The sequence below is a fragment of the Mycobacterium stomatepiae genome (genome assembly GCF_010731715.1).
Lineage (GTDB): Bacteria > Actinomycetota > Actinomycetes > Mycobacteriales > Mycobacteriaceae > Mycobacterium > Mycobacterium stomatepiae.
This window is the reverse complement of the sequence record NZ_AP022587.1, coordinates 4,984,569-5,001,367: the sequence shown is the minus strand read 5'-3', so window position 1 is coordinate 5,001,367 and position 16,799 is coordinate 4,984,569. Positions and strand designations below refer to the sequence as shown.

The 16,799-nt window shown below is 66.3% G+C and carries 15 protein-coding genes and 1 pseudogene; 6 read left to right on the top strand and 10 right to left on the bottom strand.

Annotated elements, in window-relative coordinates; translation table 11 throughout:
- Positions 1–48 precede the first annotated feature (48 nt).
- Together G6N54_RS23865 and G6N54_RS23860 are read right to left on the bottom strand one after the other, a co-directional pair.
- Positions 49–1,488, bottom strand: a complete 1,440-nt coding sequence (locus G6N54_RS23865) for a cell division protein PerM (RefSeq protein ID WP_163792587.1) — start codon at positions 1,486–1,488, stop codon at positions 49–51.
- A gap of 39 nt (positions 1,489–1,527) precedes the next feature.
- Entirely contained in the window at positions 1,528–2,379 is an 852-nt protein-coding gene (locus tag G6N54_RS23860) for a DUF5336 domain-containing protein (protein WP_163792585.1), read from the bottom strand.
- 283 nt (positions 2,380–2,662) lie between these two features.
- On the opposite strand from G6N54_RS23860, the gene G6N54_RS23855 reads away from it, so the two are divergent.
- Positions 2,663–3,511: an LLM class F420-dependent oxidoreductase gene (locus G6N54_RS23855; RefSeq protein ID WP_163792582.1), complete on the top strand. Its 849-nt coding sequence runs from the start codon at positions 2,663–2,665 to the stop codon at positions 3,509–3,511.
- A gap of 114 nt (positions 3,512–3,625) precedes the next feature.
- On the opposite strand, the gene G6N54_RS23850 is transcribed toward G6N54_RS23855, so the two are convergent.
- From G6N54_RS23850 to sucC, 3 genes are all read right to left on the bottom strand, one after another.
- The gene (locus tag G6N54_RS23850) at positions 3,626–5,149 is read right to left on the bottom strand and encodes an acetyl-CoA acetyltransferase (protein ID WP_163792580.1); all 1,524 of its coding nucleotides are present in this window, start codon (positions 5,147–5,149) and stop codon (positions 3,626–3,628) included.
- A gap of 121 nt (positions 5,150–5,270) precedes the next feature.
- Positions 5,271–6,173, bottom strand: a complete 903-nt coding sequence (sucD, locus tag G6N54_RS23845; RefSeq protein ID WP_163792579.1) for a succinate--CoA ligase subunit alpha — start codon at positions 6,171–6,173, stop codon at positions 5,271–5,273.
- 13 nt (positions 6,174–6,186) lie between these two features.
- Positions 6,187–7,350, bottom strand: a complete 1,164-nt coding sequence (gene sucC / locus G6N54_RS23840) for an ADP-forming succinate--CoA ligase subunit beta (protein ID WP_163792577.1) — start codon at positions 7,348–7,350, stop codon at positions 6,187–6,189.
- A gap of 264 nt (positions 7,351–7,614) precedes the next feature.
- Here sucC and G6N54_RS23835 point away from each other — a divergent pair, with 264 nt between their 5' ends.
- Both G6N54_RS23835 and G6N54_RS23830 read left to right on the top strand, forming a co-directional pair.
- A complete protein-coding gene (locus G6N54_RS23835) occupies positions 7,615–8,697 on the top strand; it encodes a M23 family metallopeptidase (protein ID WP_232072963.1) in 1,083 nt (360 codons plus the stop codon).
- A gap of 1 nt (position 8,698) precedes the next feature.
- A complete protein-coding gene (locus G6N54_RS23830; protein ID WP_372513289.1) occupies positions 8,699–9,265 on the top strand; it encodes a hypothetical protein in 567 nt (188 codons plus the stop codon).
- A gap of 27 nt (positions 9,266–9,292) precedes the next feature.
- Here the strand turns inward: G6N54_RS23830 and pcrA are convergent, their stop codons facing one another.
- On the bottom strand, positions 9,293–11,614 hold the full coding sequence (pcrA, locus tag G6N54_RS23825; RefSeq protein ID WP_163792573.1) for a DNA helicase PcrA: 2,322 nt from the start codon (positions 11,612–11,614) through the stop codon (positions 9,293–9,295).
- A gap of 300 nt (positions 11,615–11,914) precedes the next feature.
- On the opposite strand from pcrA, the gene G6N54_RS23820 reads away from it, so the two are divergent.
- The 3 genes from G6N54_RS23820 to G6N54_RS31185 all read left to right on the top strand — a co-directional run bounded on the left by G6N54_RS23820 (position 11,915) and on the right by G6N54_RS31185 (position 14,156).
- Positions 11,915–12,235: a chorismate mutase gene (locus tag G6N54_RS23820; protein ID WP_264078358.1), complete on the top strand. Its 321-nt coding sequence runs from the start codon at positions 11,915–11,917 to the stop codon at positions 12,233–12,235.
- A 109-nt stretch (positions 12,236–12,344) separates the two neighbouring features.
- The gene (gene pgi / locus G6N54_RS23815; RefSeq protein WP_163792569.1) at positions 12,345–14,009 is read left to right on the top strand and encodes a glucose-6-phosphate isomerase; all 1,665 of its coding nucleotides are present in this window, start codon (positions 12,345–12,347) and stop codon (positions 14,007–14,009) included.
- A gap of 18 nt (positions 14,010–14,027) precedes the next feature.
- A complete protein-coding gene (locus G6N54_RS31185) occupies positions 14,028–14,156 on the top strand; it encodes a hypothetical protein (RefSeq protein WP_264078359.1) in 129 nt (42 codons plus the stop codon).
- On the opposite strand, the gene G6N54_RS23810 is transcribed toward G6N54_RS31185, so the two are convergent.
- The 4 genes and pseudogenes from G6N54_RS23810 to cobF form a co-directional block, all read right to left on the bottom strand.
- The gene (locus G6N54_RS23810; RefSeq protein WP_163792567.1) at positions 14,153–14,902 is read right to left on the bottom strand and encodes an SDR family oxidoreductase; all 750 of its coding nucleotides are present in this window, start codon (positions 14,900–14,902) and stop codon (positions 14,153–14,155) included. The two genes, G6N54_RS31185 and G6N54_RS23810, sit on opposite strands and share 4 nt — an antisense overlap.
- A 119-nt stretch (positions 14,903–15,021) precedes the next feature.
- Entirely contained in the window at positions 15,022–15,492 is a 471-nt protein-coding gene (locus G6N54_RS30780; RefSeq protein WP_232073820.1) for a zinc finger domain-containing protein, read from the bottom strand.
- Between the two features lie 150 nt (positions 15,493–15,642).
- Positions 15,643–15,885: pseudogene (locus G6N54_RS31180) on the bottom strand (DNA-formamidopyrimidine glycosylase family protein); the annotation flags it as partial.
- Positions 15,886–15,906: 21 nt separating this feature from the next.
- Complete coding sequence (cobF, locus tag G6N54_RS23800; protein ID WP_179969115.1) at positions 15,907–16,668, bottom strand: precorrin-6A synthase (deacetylating); 762 nt, start codon at positions 16,666–16,668, stop codon at positions 15,907–15,909.
- Positions 16,669–16,799 lie beyond the last annotated feature (131 nt).

Genomic DNA, 16,799 nt, shown 5'->3' with positions numbered 1-16,799 from the left:
GGCCGGGTGACGAGACGACCGGCCGAACACCGCAGGCGGGCAGTGCCGCTAGTCCCCGGAATCGTGCTCGGTCGCGCTGTGCCCGGATTCGTCGGACCCGGCCTCGGGCTGCCGCGCTTCGTCATCGGGCTGGTCAAACGCCGGCTCGCCGGGCAAAGGCTCGTCGGACAGGGGCTCAAGCAGGGGCTCGTCGGACGGTGGCCCGGTGAACGCCTCGTCGTCGAGCAGCAGGTCGTGCTCGACAGGCGCGGCGAAGGTGTCCGCGAAGTCCTTCGGTTCTTGGGCCGGCGTCGGCGCGGGTGCGCGCTTCTGCTTGGGCCGCCGAGGCCTTGTGAATCTGATCGGCCTGATCCCGCCCGTCATCACCACCGTCACCCAGCCGATGACCGCGAACCAGAACAAGGTGCCGATCCACAGGGCACCCTGATCCACCCCGACGTCGCCGAAGTTGCCCAGCCGGCCGCTGCTGCCGAATGCCAGCAGCGACATCACCAGTGCCCCAACCACCGCGGCGACTGCAAGCTTGGCCAATGCCGGAAGCAGCGGCAGCGGACGACGTGCGCATTGCTGGCCGACCGCCACACCCGACGATGCGCCGACGATCAGCAGCGCCACCCACGCTGGCCCGAGCGGTGGCGTCGGAACTGCTGCCAGCACGGGCAGTGCCGGGATATCACCGCCGAAAACGGTGAACGAACTAAACGTCGCAAAACCGATGTGCGCACTGGACCCCGCCGCGACCGCCGAGGTGCCGACGATGACGTTCGGTGCGTAGAGCATGGAAAGCACGGTGAGGCTGAACTCACCGAAGATCGAATCGGTGATCCCGTAGAGCTCCTGCATCGTCGCCCAGTGCAGGATCAGCGATCCCGCCGTCACGAAGCCGGAGAGTCCGACCAGCGCCAGCACGCCGGCGGCCGCGGCGCGCAGGGAATCGCCCACCCAGAACGGCAAGGACACCGCCGTCAGCGCCCGCCGGCCGACCCGGGACCCGACCCCGATCACGGCGCCGATGGCGTGCACCACCGCGACGCTGGCGAATGCGCGCAGGGCACTGGGTGTCTGCAGCTCGGTGAGCACCGTGGACGCGTCGTGGATGACGGCCAGCGCGATCGCCGCGATCAGCAGCGGCCCACCCAGCGCCGATGCGACGACCCAGCGAACCACCAGCCAAGACGAATACCGGGTCGTGGCCCGCGCCGTGGTGCGCGCCGTCGCCCACACCATGAACAGGATCGGCAGCAGCGGCAATACGCCCAACTCGCGGCCACCGATCGAAATCGGCACCCGGTGCACGCCCAGCCAGATGCTGGCGATCGCCCCGAGCGCGCCGGTCATGTCGCTGTTGGCGATCAGCAGCTGAAGCAGCGTGACCGCGGCGATGATGACGAGGGCGAGCACAGCCGGGCCGAATGCGACCCGAACGAGGTCACGCGCCTGGCGAGCGCCCGCTGCCCGGTTGTCCCCGCTTGCTGACACCCTTGTCACTGTTGGCGCACGTGCCCGTCGAGGCGCGAGAGCCCGCGGTTAGGCCGGGGCCGGTCCAGAGGGCGGCTGGTCGCCGGGCTGTTCGGAGGCACCCGCACCCCCGACCGACGGTGGCGGGCTGAAGCTCGGGAAGCCGGTGGGCGGCGTCGACGGGCCCTGCTGCGCCGCCGACTGCGGTCCGGACTGCGGGGACTGGGCACCGAAACCACCGGTCGGGATCGCGCTCTGGGTCGGGGCCTGGCTCGAGGGGTAGCCGCCATACTGCGATCCGTAACCGGACTGCGGGTTGTGCTGCTGCGGGCCCGGCTGACCGTAGTAGCCGCCGTGCTGCTGAGCGCCGTACTGCCCGTACTGGCCGTATTGCCCGTACTGCTGGGCGTAGGGATCGTACTTGGGCCGCGGCGGCGGCGGGGTGATGACGCCGGCGTCCAGCAGTAGCACGACGACAGCGGCGACGGCCTGCAGCACGCTGGCCGCCACCAGCGGCCACATGGCCCAGCCCACCGCGAAGCCGGCCGGGGTGTTGATCACCTCCGCGATCGCCAGCAGCGCGCCCAGGACGGCGACCGCCGCGACCACACCCGCGTAGTTCTTGGCCTTGGGCACGAAACTCAGCCCGGCGAGCAGCGTGGCCAGTACGGCGACGAGCACCGCGGTGCCAGCGTCACCGGCGCGGCCGCCGGCGGCCGGACCGAGGTCGGCGCTGAGGACGAAGGTCGGCCCGAAGTTCAGCAGGTACACCGCCAGGCCGAGCGCGACCACCGCGATGTTGACGTACAGCGGCAACTTACTCTCGGCGTCGTCGGTCTTCGCGAACGACGGTGTGGCACCGGGGTAGGAGCCGCCCGGCTGCGCTTGCGGATAGCCGGGACTCCCGGGCGAGTAGGTCATGACTCCTCCTGTTGCTTGCAGTGCCTTCAAGACCTCGACAGGCGCCACCCCACCATTGCGGTGCGACGCTGTGCTTCCAGGGCCCGCCGTTCTCAACGCCAAGACGTGCCCGCGCCTGCGTTGCGCGCGATCGATCAACCACGCTAGCGCACGTTCGGGCGACAGCGCCGGAGCGACCGGCCCCCGCGCGCGACCAGGGCGGATCGTCGTCCCACCCCGTCTTCCAGCCGCTCCGCGGAGGGCGGGTTGCCCGGCACAGGTAGAACACGTTCTAATTCTGTGCATGGATTACGGGCTAGTGCTTTTCACCAGTGACCGGGGCATCTCTCCGGCGGCCGCCGCCAAACTCGCCGACGACCACGGCTTCAAGACCTTCTACGTGCCGGAACACACCCACATCCCGGTCAAGCGGGAAGCGGCGCACCCGACCACGGGTGACGAGTCGCTGCCGGATGACCGGTACATGCGCACGCTGGACCCGTGGGTGAGCCTAGGCGCCGCCTGCGCGGTGACGTCGCGGGTGCGGCTGTCCACCGCGGTGGCACTGCCCGTCGAGCACGACCCGATCACGTTGGCGAAAAGCATCGCCACCCTGGACCACCTGTCCGGCGGCCGGGTCAGCCTCGGCGTCGGATTCGGTTGGAACACCGACGAACTGGCTGACCATGGCGTGCCGGCCGGACGCCGCCGCACCTGCCTGCGCGAGTACCTCGAAGCCATGCGCGCGCTGTGGACACAAGAGGAAGCCTCCTACGACGGTGAGTTCGTCAAATTCGGCCCCAGCTGGGCCTGGCCCAAGCCGGTGCAGCCGCATATCCCGGTGCTGGTGGGTGCCGCGGGCAACGAGAAGAACTTCAAGTGGATCGCCCGCAGCGCCGATGGCTGGATCACCACGCCGCGTGATTTCAACATCGACGAACCGGTGAAACTGCTGCAGGACACCTGGGCGGCCGCCGGGCGCGACGGTGCCCCGCAAATCGTGGCGCTGGACTTCAAGCCGGTGCCCGAAAAGCTGGCGCACTGGTCCGAGCTCGGGGTGACCGAGGTGCTGTTCGGTCTGCCGGACAAGTCCGAGGACGAGGTCGCCGCCTACGTCGAGCGGCTGGCGGGCAAGCTCTCGTCGCTGGTCTAAGCGGGCGGCCCGCGCTTCGCCAGCCCGCGCGTCCTTCGAGACTTAAACCATTGCGACGCGTGCCGGCGTGTCGTGCGTGGTTTAAGTGTCGCGAAGCGTCAGTTCAGGATGCCGCTATCCCAGCGAAGCCCGGTTGCCGTTGTCGGTCGTCCACACCGAGATCTCCGCGCCGAGTGCATCGCCGTCGGACATCAAGGCGACGAGGTCGTCGTCATCGGTGGTGGCCATGAATCGCAGGTTGTCCGCGGCGAGCCTGCCGACGATGATGCCGGTACGGATCGGCCAGTCGTAGCGCACGGAGTACGTCTCGATGGTGGCTGCGCCGTCGGGCGTTTTGGTGACATCGACCTTCGGCAGCGCGTCGATCTCCTTGTTCAGCGCCGCGCAGTTGTCGGCGCGCCAATCCACCGGAGTCGTCGAGTAGATGCCGACCGAGTACTTGCTCATGATGCCGCCGTTGGCGCCGACGAGACCGAATTGTCCTGGCCTGTCCCGCATCTGAGCGACCGTCTCGGCGATACCGTGCAGCGAATAGCTGTTGCCGGGGCCGCCGAAGTACGACAGCCCGCCGGTCAGGGTCAGGCCGCGCGGGTCGTCGCCGCCGATGCCCAGGGCTTCGCAGATGACGAACACAGGAAACGGGAAGCAGCTGTACAGATCGAAGGTGGCGACGTCGTCGATGCCGATCCCGGCCACTCGCAACGCTTCTCGGGCCGCATGGACGGCCGCCGGGCTAGCGCCGAGATCGACGCGGTCGAGCATCGCCTGCTCGATCATGTCCGAGTGGCCGTGCAGATAGACCCACTTGTCCTCGGCCACGCCGAGCCGCGACGCGGCCTCCACCGACATCAGCACCGCCGCCGCGCCCTGGTTGACCTGATCGCGGGCTACGAGCAGCCGGGGGTACGGATCGCAGATCATCCGGTTGTCGTCGGTGACGGTGACGATCTCGTCGACCGATCGTTCGATCGGCGATGACGAAAGCGGGTTCTTGGCAGCCACTTTCGACATCGGGACGAACAGCTCGGCCATGTCGCGCCGATAGTCGGCGACACTGCGCCCGAGTCGAGCGCGCCGGGCGTTCTCCAGCAGCCCGTACTGCACGGGCGCCCCGGTCAGGCCGTGCTGGATCGTGTATTCGTCGATGTAGCTGTAGATCTGATGGCCGCGATCCTCGAGTTGACCCTCGACGTGTTCGTGGAAGTTCGGCTTGTCGTCACGGTTCGCGAAGTAGCGGGCCGTCGAACCCGGCTCCGAGCCCACGATCAGAACGACGTCGGCCTCACCCGCCACGATGGTGTTACCCGCCTCGGTGACGAGCTTCTGCGGACCCTGCCCACCGACCGGTTCAAGGACCACGCGGGCCGGGTCGCCGCCGAGACGGTTCATCACCGAACGCGGATAGTTGCTCGACTTACCGAGCTTTGCCGGCATCGGTCCGGAGATCTCGAACTGCCGTAGCGCGAAGACCGTGTCGACGGCCTTCGCGACGCCGTTGGCGCCGGTGTCGGCGAGAGCTTCCCGCACAGCTGCCGTCGCGAGGTCGACCGCGGACATGCCCCGGTAGTCGGGGTCGTCGATGCGCTCGGTGAACTGGCCGACCCCGACGAGCACCGGGGTACGCGGATCGACCGGCATGACAAACCTCCTGGCAACAGTTAGTTCGTCAGGCTAACCGATCGCCGGACCCAAAACGAAACCGCGGCCAGCTCGCGGATTCTTCGGTGGAATCGCGACTGGCCGCGGTCTCGGTAACGAACTACAGGCTCTTCAGGATCTCCCGGGCCAGCGCCGCGGTCTCCGACGGCGTCTTGCCGACCTTGACTCCGGCGGCCTCCAGGGCTTCCTTCTTCGCGGCCGCGGTGCCCGACGATCCGGACACGATCGCGCCCGCGTGGCCCATCGTCTTGCCTTCCGGCGCAGTGAATCCCGCGACGTAGCCGACGACCGGCTTGGACACGTTCGCCTTGATGTAGTCGGCCGCCCGCTCCTCGGCGTCACCGCCGATCTCACCGATCATCACAATGACCTTGGTGTCGGGGTCCTTCTCGAACGCCTCGATGGCGTCGATGTGGGTGGTGCCGATCACCGGGTCACCACCGATGCCGATCGAGGTGGAGAAGCCGAAATCGCGCAGCTCGTACATCATCTGGTAAGTCAGCGTGCCCGACTTGGACACCAGCCCGACGGGGCCGGGGCCGCTGATGTTGGCCGGCGTGATGCCGGCCAGCGCCTCGCCCGGGGTGATGATGCCGGGACAGTTCGGCCCGATGATCCGCGTCTTCTGGCCTTTGTCGACGTTGTAGGCCCACGCATATGCGCTGTCCTGCACCGGAATTCCCTCGGTGATGACCACCAGCAGGGGGATCTCGGCGTCGATGGCCTCGATGATGGCGTCCTTGGCGAACTTCGGTGGCACGAAGACGACCGACACGTTGGCACCGGTCTCCTTCATCGCCTCGGCGACGCTGCCGAACACCGGCAGTTCGACGTCCTTGCCTTTCGGGTCGACGTGCGACACGGTGGTGCCCGCCTTCTTGGCGTTCACCCCACCTACTACCTGGGTGCCGGCCTTGAGCATCAGCGCGGTGTGCTTGGTGCCCTCACCGCCGGTGATGCCCTGCACGATGATCTTGGAGTCCTTGTTCAGGAAGATAGACATTTTCTTGACTCCCTTACTTGTTCGCCAGCTCGGCGGCTTTGTCGGCGCCCGCATCCATGGTCTCGGCCTCGATCACCAGCGGGTGGTTGGCGTCGGCGAGGATCTTGCGGCCTTCGTCGACGTTGTTGCCGTCGAGCCGGACCACCAGCGGCTTGTTGGCCTCGTCGCCGAGCATGTTCAAGGCGGTCACGATGCCGTTCGCGACGGCGTCGCAAGACGTAATGCCACCGAACACGTTCACGAACACGCTCTTGACCTGCTTGTCGTTCAGGATGACGTCGAGGCCCGCGGCCATCACCTCGGCCGAGGCGCCACCGCCGATGTCGAGGAAGTTGGCCGGCTTGACCCCGCCGTGCTTCTCACCGGCGTAGGCGACGACGTCGAGCGTCGACATCACCAGACCCGCGCCGTTACCGATGATGCCGACGGCGCCATCGAGCTTGACGTAGTTGAGGTCGTGCTCCTTGGCCTTGAGCTCCAGTGGGTCGGTCGCGTCGCGGTCCTCGAACTCGGCGTGGCCGGGCTGACGGAAGTCGGCGTTGGCGTCCAGGGTGACCTTGCCGTCCAGCGCCAGGATCTTGTCGTCGGGAGTGCGCACCAGCGGGTTGACCTCAACCAGGGTGGCGTCCTCGCCGACGAAGACCTCCCAGAGCTTCTGGATCGTGATCGCCGCCGCGTCCAGCACCTCGGCCGGCAGGTGGCCCTGCTCGGCGATGGACCGCGCGGTGGCCAGGTCGACACCCTTGACGGCGTCGACGGGCACCTTCGCCAGCCGATCGGGCTTGGTGGCGGCCACCTCTTCGATCTCCATGCCGCCCTCGACCGAGCACATCGCCAGGTAGGTGCGGTTGGCGCGGTCGAGCAGGAACGAGATGTAGTACTCCTCGGCGATGTCGCTGGCCTCGGCGACCAACAGCTTCTTCACGATGTGGCCCTTGATGTCCAGGCCGAGGATGTTCTTGGCGTGCTCGAAGGCGTCGTCGGGTGTCGCGGCGAATTTCACGCCGCCGGCTTTGCCTCGGCCGCCGACCTTGACCTGCGCCTTGACCATCACCGGCGCGCCCACCTCGGTCGCGATTTCCTTCGCGCCCTCGGCGGTGTCGGTTACACGACCGGGCGTAGTAGGTACGTTGTGCTTAACGAACAGTTCTTTCGCTTGATACTCGAAAAGGTCCATGAACTCACTGTCTTCGCTCGAGTTATTTGCAAGGCCTACAGCTCGGCGGTGCCGGAATCGGCAACTCGCACGGTGGAACTGTATCCACACTCCAAATGGCCGCTACCGCCGCATCCACCCATGTGGCACACGTCACGACACGCCTGCAGAAGCTAAACGTGATCCAGTTCACAATCCGGCCCCGAGGTTGCCAGTTGGATCACCAAACGGATACCGTCCTTAAGTCCAGATAACGTTATGGTCACGATACGAGGACATTCCAGCTTGTCCCAACACCGTCTTGCGCGATCTCCTGCGTTGTCAGGAGCGGGCCGCCACCACCGCGAAAGCTGGGCGCAATCGCACCTCAACGAAGTCACCGAGATCCTTCCGCTGGACGGCTTCGACTTCGACGATTTGGACTTCGCGGATTCGGTCGAGCTCGACGATCTGGACCTGAGCAACGACTCCACATTCGATTACGAAGCGCGGGTATTGCTCGCACCCGAGCTCGACGACCTCGATGCGGTCGACGATCTGGCGCCGATGCTGCTGGCGGCCCCCACCCCCATGGCCTCCAACGAAGCACTGCCTCAGCTCGCCCTCAAGCTCGGCGCCGAACCCAGTTCGTACGACGCGGACGTGATCAGCATTGCCCGCCGCGGCGGGCAGCACCGCAAGCAGCCGACCAGCGCGGCCAAGGGCCGGGTGCTGATCGCCTCGATGGCTGCCGGCGCGGCGGCCGCGGCGGCGCACACCGCGACCAGCCAAACCGAAGTCACGAAGGCCGAGACGGTGCTGACCGCCAACGCGTCGGCACTGACCGGCGGGTCGAGCGGCAACTCCACCCGCGGCGCGCAGGTGATCGCGGTCGAACCCGCGGCGAGCGCCCTGCACAACCAGGAGTTCGCCAAGGGCGTCGCCTTCGCCAACGACCGCGCGCAACGCGAGGCGCGCCTGCAGCAGCCGCTGTACGTCATGCCCACTCACGGGATCTTCACGTCGAACTTCGGTTACCGGTGGGGCGTGCTGCACGCCGGCATCGACCTCGCCAACGCGATCGGCACGCCGATCGTCGCGGTGTCCGACGGCGTCGTGATCGACGCCGGCCCGACGGCCGGTTACGGAATGTGGGTGAAGTTGCTCCACGCCGATGGCACCGTCACCCTGTACGGCCACATCAACACCGCGTTGGTCAGCGTCGGCCAGCGTGTGATGGCCGGCGACCAGATCGCCACCATGGGCAACCGGGGCAATTCCACCGGTCCGCACCTGCACTTCGAGGTGCTCCAAGGCGGCAATGAACGAATCGACCCGGTGCCGTGGCTGGCCAAGCGAGGAATTTTCGTCGGCAATTACGCTGGTTGAGGTGACCGCGCCGAACGACCCCGAGCCTTCCGAGCCGCCTCCCGAATCTCGAACACGGATCATCCGGCGTGCCCCGAGCGGGCCGATGCCCTCGATCCCGGAAACCCCGACGACGCACTTGCCGCTGCAGGCCTCACCGGGTCAGGGCGCCACTCGCGCAGCCGCGCGCAGCGCGCCGCCGCCGGACCGACCGCCCGCTGACCCGACTCCCCGGACCGTCCTCGCCGCGGCGGCGGTCAGCATCATCAGCGGATGGGCCACCTCGGTGGTGGCCACGGACTTGATCACCGGCTGGTGGCGGACCGACCGCCTGTTCTGCATCGCGATCGCGTTCCTCGCCCTGGTCTTTGCGACCACCACCGTCGCAGGCGTGATCCTGCTGCTGCAGCGTCGCCCGCTGGGCCGCTACCTGATCACGGCGGGCGCGGTGGTCGCGGTGCTGACCTATGGCGGTGTTTTCATCGCGGGCGCGCGGGTCGCGTGGATCGTGCACGCCTTCCCGCTGCTGCCGATCGCCAGCGCGGTGTTGGCGATGCACCCGCGGACCAAACGCTGGCTGCAGGAGTAACTCCCTTGCGCCGAACGGCTCGCCAACTCAGAGCTTGCTGACCGGGGCGTGGTTGTGCATCAGCTTGACCCGCCCTGCGCTGCCGAAGTCGATTAGCGACATCGCCGATTCACCGACGCCGGAGACCTCCTCGACGCGGCCCAGCCCGTACTTGTCGTGCGTCACGCGATCGCCAGGAGCCAACACCAGCAGGGGACGCTTGCTTGCCGCGGAGCGCGCCGGCGCGGCGCGCGGCGTCCCGAACCTTCCGGCGCCGCTGACCGGCGCGCTGTACGAAGGAGCCGGCGCGGTGCGCCTCCAGTCCATCAGCTCTTGCGGAATCTCTTGCAGGAAACGCGATTCCGGGTTGAGCATCGGCTGCCCCCAGGAGGAGCGGACGATGGCCCGGCTCACGTACAGACGTTGCCGCGCGCGGGTGATGCCCACGTAGGCCAGCCGGCGCTCCTCCGAGAGCTCCATCGGATCGTCGAGCGCCCGCATGTGCGGGAACATCCCGTCCTCCCAGCCGGTGACAAACACCACCGGAAACTCCAGACCCTTGGCGGTGTGCAACGTCATCAGCGTCACCAGGCCGGCGGCGTGCTCGGGAATCTCGTCGGTATCGGCAACCAGCGACACCCGCTCCAAAAACGAAGCCAGCACCCCGGTTTCGGGCACGTCTTCGTCCTCCGGGGCTTCCCCGGCATCCAAGGCCGCATCGATGCTGAATTCGTGTGCGACGCTGACGAGTTCGTTGAGGTTGTCCAGCCGGGCCAACTCCTGCGGATCGGTCGAGGACTCCAGCTCCCGGCGGTATCCGGTGCGCTCCAGCACCGCCTCGACCAGATCGCCGAGGTCGTCGTCGAGGTGGCCCCGCAGCTCGTCGAGCAGCTCGACAAATCCTGAAATCGCCTTCTCCGCACGAGAATTGAGCATCGGGACTTTGCCTTCGGCGGCGGCCACCAACGCGTCGGCGAAGCTGGCGCCGGTGTTCTCGGCATAGACCGCCACACACGCCTCGGCGCGGTCGCCGATGCCCCGGCGCGGGGTGTTGAGAATGCGCCGCATGCTGACCGCGTCACCGGGGTTGTCCAGCACCCGCAAATAGGCGACGATGTCGCGGATTTCCTTGCGCTCGTAGAACCGCACTCCCCCGACGACCTTGTAGGGGATGCCGGCGCGGATGAACACCTCTTCCAACGACCGCGACGAATTGTTGGTGCGATAGAAGACCGCTACATCGTTATAGGTAATTTCGCCCTGCTCGGCGAGCGCGTCAATTTCTTGGGCGACGAACCTGGCCTCGTCGTGCTCATTGTCGGCGACATAGCCGACGATCAACTCCCCTTCACCGGCGTCGGTCCATAGCCGCTTCTCCCGGCGCCCGGAGTTGCGCGCGATCACCGAATTGGCCGCCGAAAGAATGTTCTGCGTAGAGCGGTAATTCTGCTCCAGCAGAATGGTGGTGGCGTCGGGGTAGTCGCGTTCAAACTCCTCGATATTACGAATGGTGGCACCCCGGAACGCGTAGATCGACTGATCGGCGTCGCCGACTACACATAACTCCGCAGGCGGCACGTCATCGTCGGAGGAATTGCCGTCGTCGCGCCCGACCAATTCGCGCACTAGAACATACTGGGCGTGGTTGGTGTCCTGGTATTCGTCGACCAGGACGTGGCGGAACCGGCGCCGGTAGTACTGGGCGATCTGCGGGAAGGTCTGCAACACCGCGACCGTCTCGCCGATCAGGTCGTCGAAGTCCAGCGCGTTGGCCGCGCGCAGCCGCCGTTGGTATTCGCCGTATACAGAAGCCACGGTGTGAGCCAAGTCATCGGATTCGTCCGTGAGGTTGGACACAGCCTGATCAGGATCGATCAGCTCGTTCTTGAGGTTGGAGATAGCCACCGACAGCAGCCTCGGCGAGTACCGCTTGATGTCCAGGCTCATGTCGCGCCCGATCATCTGCAGCAGGCGACGCGAGTCGTCGGCATCGTAAATCGAGAAGTTGGAATTGAGGCCCTTAATCAGGGAGGCCTGATTGCGCAGGATGCGCACGCAGGTCGAGTGGAAGGTGGACACCCACATCGCGCGAGCGCGGTTGCCGACCAGGCGCACCACCCGTTCACGCATCTCAGCGGCGGCTTTGTTGGTGAAGGTGATGGCCAGGATCTGACCGACCCCGACGCCTCGGGCGGCAATGAGATACGCCACACGTCGCGTGAGAACGGCGGTCTTTCCGGAGCCGGCGCCCGCCACGATCAGCAGGGGCGAACCCTGGTGTACCACGGCTTGGCGCTGTTGCGGATTGAGGCCGGCGAGCAGCTCGTTTATCTCGACGGCGAGCTTGTCATCAGTTGCGTGCGCAGTCATGTCTGCCTAAATTTACCGCTACCCACCGACGACAAAGTCCCAGGCCACGGCCCCCAGCAAGGGGAGGTTGTCGAACTTGTCGTTTTGCTTCGGGGGGTCCGAGCGTGTGGCACACTCGTTACATGGACAATACGCATCTCCATCGCCGCCTCTCGATCCTCGAGTGGCGTCGCCGATTTTACTGTGGATACCGGCCAGCGGTGCCCACGGTCTAGCTGTGATTGCTACAGCCCTGCGGTCCGCCTCCCGGATTCAGGGCTCGAACTTTTTCCAGAGCGAGAAACGTTTTTCAGCCGAATAGTGAACAAGACCAAAAGAACAACATCAAAACAACACGGGGGTGTAGGGATGAGCGTCGAGATGATCGACATTGAACAGATGGCGAACATTGAAGAATTGCGCCTTGAGATCGACCGGCTCGATGCCGAGATACTGGCCGCCGTCCAGCGGCGTGCCGAAGTTTCTCGCGAGATCGGCCGGGCCCGGATGGCATCCGGTGGTACTCGACTGGTTCATAGCCGCGAAATGAAGGTCATCCAGCGTTACAGTGCGCTCGGTCCGGAGGGTAAGGACCTCGCGATGCTGCTGCTGCGCTTGGGCCGGGGCCGGCTCGGCCACTGACAATCCTCAATTTCGAGGATTCTGTACCGCCAATTTCTGTATTCCTATGGCGGATTGCGCTGCCCGCTAGCGGTGGCTGTGGCCCGTGAGTCGGCACTAGGGTCGAACCATGACCTCCGTGCTCACCATCCCCGACATCACCGCCACTCCGGCGTGGGACGCCCTGCGTAGGCATCACGAGCAAATCGGCGAAACCCACCTCCGCAAGTTCTTCGACGACGACCCCGATCGCGGTCGCGAGCTGACGGTGACGGTCGGCGACCTGTACATCGACTACAGCAAGCACCGCGTCACCCGCGAGACCTTGGGCTTGCTGATTGACCTGGCCCGGGCGGCCAATCTCGAAGAGCGCCGGGATCAGATGTTCTCCGGCGTGCACATCAACACCTCGGAGGATCGCGCGGTCCTGCACACCGCGCTGCGGCTGCCCCGGGATGCCAAGCTGGTTGTCGACGGTCAAAACATCGTCGAGGACGTCCACAGCGTGCTGGACGCGATGGGTGATTTCACCGATCGCCTGCGCACCGGCGAATGGACCGGGGCCACCGGGGAACGGATCAGGACGGTCGTCAACATCGGCATCGGCGGTTCGGACCTGGGGCCGGTGATGGTCTACCAGGCGCTGCGCCACTACGCCGATGCGGGAATCTCCGCCCGCTTCGTGTCCAACGTCGACCCGGCCGATCTGGTCGCTACCCTCGCCGACTTAGAGCCTGCCACAACGCTTTTCATCGTCGCATCGAAGACGTTCTCGACGCTGGAAACACTGACCAACGCGACGGCCGCACGCCGCTGGCTCACCGACACGCTCGGCGACGCCGCGGTGTCGAAGCACTTCGTGGCAGTCTCGACCAACAAGCGCCTGGTCGACGAATTCGGCATCAACACCGACAACATGTTCGGTTTCTGGGACTGGGTCGGCGGTCGCTACTCGGTCGACTCGGCGATCGGGCTGTCGGTGATGGCCGTGATCGGCCGCGAGGCCTTCGCCGACTTCCTGTCCGGATTCCACATCGTCGACGAGCACTTCAAGACCGCCCCGCTGGAGTCCAACGCGCCGGCGCTGCTCGGCCTGATCGGGCTGTGGTACTCCAACTTCTTCGACGCGCAGGCGCGTGCGGTGCTGCCCTACTCCAACGACCTGGCCCGCTTCGCGGCGTACCTACAGCAGCTCACGATGGAATCCAACGGCAAGTCCACCCGCGCCGACGGCACGCCGGTCACCACCGACACCGGCGAAATCTTCTGGGGCGAGCCGGGAACCAACGGCCAGCACGCCTTCTACCAACTGCTGCACCAGGGCACCCGCATCGTGCCCGCCGACTTCCTCGGCTTCAGCCAGCCCACCGACGACCTGCCCACCGCCGACGGCACCGGCAGCATGCACGACCTGTTGATGAGCAACTTTTTCGCGCAGACTCAGGTGCTGGCGTTCGGCAAGACCGCCGAGGAAATCGCCGCCGAGGGCACTCCCGCCGAGGTGGTGCCGCACAAGGTGATGCCGGGCAACCGGCCGTCGACTTCGATTCTGGCCGAACGGCTTACGCCGTCGGTGGTGGGACAGCTGATCGCGCTCTACGAGCATCAGGTGTTCACCGAGGGCGTGGTGTGGGGAATCGACTCGTTCGATCAGTGGGGCGTCGAGCTGGGCAAGACGCAGGCCAAGGCGCTGCTTCCGGTGCTCACCAGCGACAGCTCCCCCGCGCCGCAGTCGGACAGCTCGACCGATGCCCTGGTCCGTCGCTACCGGACCGAACGAGGACGGGTCAGCTAGACGCTCATATTCGGGATCGTGTACGTGCGGATTGGTGCGCAGCAATTCGACGTCGCGATCTACGGCATGCCGATGCTAGCGACCTACGACAAGCCCGAATTCGCTTCCGAAGCAGCGCATTACACGTCGGTCCCGCACTCACTTTAGGCGAACGGCTTGGTCAGCGGCGGCGGCAGCACCCGCATCAGCTGCACCAGCGGAGCCCACGGCCAGCGCGGAACTACGGCCCGGCCGGGCTCACGTTCGATGGCGTCGACCAGTGCCCGGACACCAGTTTCGTTGTCTACCATCAGCATTGTGCTCGCCGACTTGGCGGTCATCTCCGATTCGATGTAACCCGGCTCGATAGTCGAGACCCTGATCGGCCCCTTGGCGTACTCGGCGCGCAGCGACTCGCCCAGCGATTTCAGTCCCGCCTTGCTGGCGCAGTAGGCGGCCTTGACGCCCGGCACCCCGGTGTTGCCGAGCACCGAGGAGATCAGTACCAGATGCCCGGAGCCGGTCTTGGTGAATATTTCCAGCGCGGATTCGATCTGCACCAGCGCGGCCACCAGGTTGGTCTCGATGGTCGCCTTGTTGGCCCACAGCTTGCCGGAGCCCAGCTTGGCGCCCTTGCCGATGCCGGCGTTGACGATGACGCGGTCGAGGCCGTCGAGTTCGTCGCGGAGTTCGGCGAAAACCTTCGGCACCTGCTCGTGATCGTTGACGTCCAGCGCGGCCACCGCGATCTTGATCGCGGGATACTGCTGCGAGAGCTCGGCTTTGAGTTCGTCGAGCCGGTCGGTGCGACGAGCGCACAGCGCCAGGTCGCGCCCTTTGGCGGCGAAGTTACGCGCCATGCCGGCACCCAGGCCGGAACTGGCGCCGGTGATGAGGATCTTCTGGCGAGTCACCCGAGCAGCATAACGACAGGTGTCAATTGCCGGCCGATCGGCCGGGGCATCCGCGAACGTCGAGTTGACGGGCGTTATCGGCTTGATTCACCACAACAAGTCGACGTTCGGCCGAAAGATTATTTGAGCAGCCGTGACATGCGACGATCGGCGAGCACCTTGCCGCCGGTCTGGCATGTCGGGCAGTACTGAAAAGACTTGTCCGCGAACGATACTTCGCGCACAGTGTCCCCGCACACCGGACAGGGCAGCCCGGTGCGCGCGTGCACGCGCAACCCGGAGCGCTTCTCCCCCTTGAGCATCGCGGCGCCCTGGCCGACGGAGCGGTTCACCGCGTCGGTCAGCACCGAGATCATCGCGTCGTGCAGGGTGGCGAGCTGTTCGCGCGTCAGCTTCCCCGCCGTGGCGAACGGGGAGATCTTGGCAACGTGCAGGATTTCGTCGCTGTAGGCGTTGCCGATTCCGGCGATCACCTTCTGGTCGGTGATGACGGTCTTGATCCGCCCGGTGTTGCCGGCCAGCACACCGGCCAGGTCGTCGGCGCTGAGATCCAGGGCGTCGGGGCCCAGCGCGGCGATCCCCGGCACCAGCTCCGGGTCGTCGACCAGCCACACCGCCAACCGCTTCTGGGTGCCGGCCTCGGTGAGGTCGAACCCCGGCGCGCTACCCGGAACGCCCAGGTGCACGCGCAGCGCGATGGGCCCTTTGCCCGGTCGCAGCGGTGCCGCGGCCAGCTTGTCCGACCAGCGCAACCAGCCCGCCCGCGACAGGTGGGCAATCAACAGCAGGTGCCCGGCCTGCAACCCCAGGTACTTACCCCACCGGTTGGCCCCGGTGACAGTCAGGCCGTGCAGCGCGCTGATCGGCGGATCGAAGGTTTTGAGCACCGACAGCGCCCCGACGTCGACGCGACCGATCGTCGACCCCACGGCGTGCCGCCGCAGGTGGTCGACCAGCGCTTCGATCTCGGGCAGTTCGGGCACCTGTCCAGTTTGCCGATCGGCTCACGGCACCCGCAATAAATAGGTGTCCATGATCCAGCCGTGCCGGTCGCGGGCCTGCGAACGCAACGCCGCGATCCGCCTGCCCACCTCGCCGACGGTGCCTGCCACCAACAGCTCGTCCTTTGTTCCCAGGTAGGCGCCCCACCAGATCCGAGTATCGGCGGGGCAGGCGGCAAACGAACAGTCGGCGTCGAGCATCACTATGACTGAGGGGCCCGAGCCCTCCATCCCGTGCGCGCGCAGTTGGCGCCCGGTGGTGATCAGCACCGGTTCGCCGACGTCGTTGAGGGGGATTCGGTGCCGGGCGGTCAGCGCCTGGACCGCCGTGATGCCGGGGATGACGTCGAACGTGAAGTCGACCTCGGCCGCGACCGCAGCGAGAATCCGCAGCGTGCTGTCGTACAGGGACGGGTCGCCCCAGGCCAGGAAGGCTCCGACGCCGTCGGGGCCGAGCTCCGTGGCGATGGCCCGCGCCCAGATCCGGGTCCGGGCGGCATGCCAGTCGGATACCACTTCCCGGTAATCGCCTTGTCGCTCGCCCGGGTTCGCGCGCTTCGGGTCGGGCAACTCCACGAAGCGATAGCCGGGCTCCCGGATGAACCGCGCGCAGATCTCGCGCCGCAGCGCCACCAGGTCGGTTTTGGTCTCGCCCTTGTCCATCGCGAAGAACACCTGAGTGTCGTTGAGCGCCTCGATCGCCTGCACGGTCACGTAGCCGGGATCCCCGGCGCCGATACCGATCACGTGGATGTGCCGACTCACCCGCAACCTCCTCATGCCTGGTTCCCCGTCACATTGCCGAATCGCAACCTCGAACACCTAGTCGGGGCCTCAAGTACCCAGTACCATGGGTACCGACTGAAGGACCCAATGAAGGGACACCAGCGATGACT

Bases quoted from the DNA above. Each gene is read 5' to 3' on its own strand.
- G6N54_RS23860 (WP_163792585.1), bottom strand. From the start codon at position 2,379: ATGACCTACTCGCCCGGGAGTCCCGGCTATCCGCAAGCGCAGCCGGGC.
- G6N54_RS23855 (WP_163792582.1), top strand. From the start codon at position 2,663: ATGGATTACGGGCTAGTGCTTTTCACCAGTGACCGGGGCATCTCTCCG.
- G6N54_RS23850 (WP_163792580.1), bottom strand. From the start codon at position 5,149: ATGCCGGTCGATCCGCGTACCCCGGTGCTCGTCGGGGTCGGCCAGTTC.
- sucD (WP_163792579.1), bottom strand. From the start codon at position 6,173: ATGTCTATCTTCCTGAACAAGGACTCCAAGATCATCGTGCAGGGCATC.
- sucC (WP_163792577.1), bottom strand. From the start codon at position 7,350: ATGGACCTTTTCGAGTATCAAGCGAAAGAACTGTTCGTTAAGCACAAC.
- pcrA (WP_163792573.1), bottom strand. From the start codon at position 11,614: ATGACTGCGCACGCAACTGATGACAAGCTCGCCGTCGAGATAAACGAG.
- pgi (WP_163792569.1), top strand. From the start codon at position 12,345: ATGACCTCCGTGCTCACCATCCCCGACATCACCGCCACTCCGGCGTGG.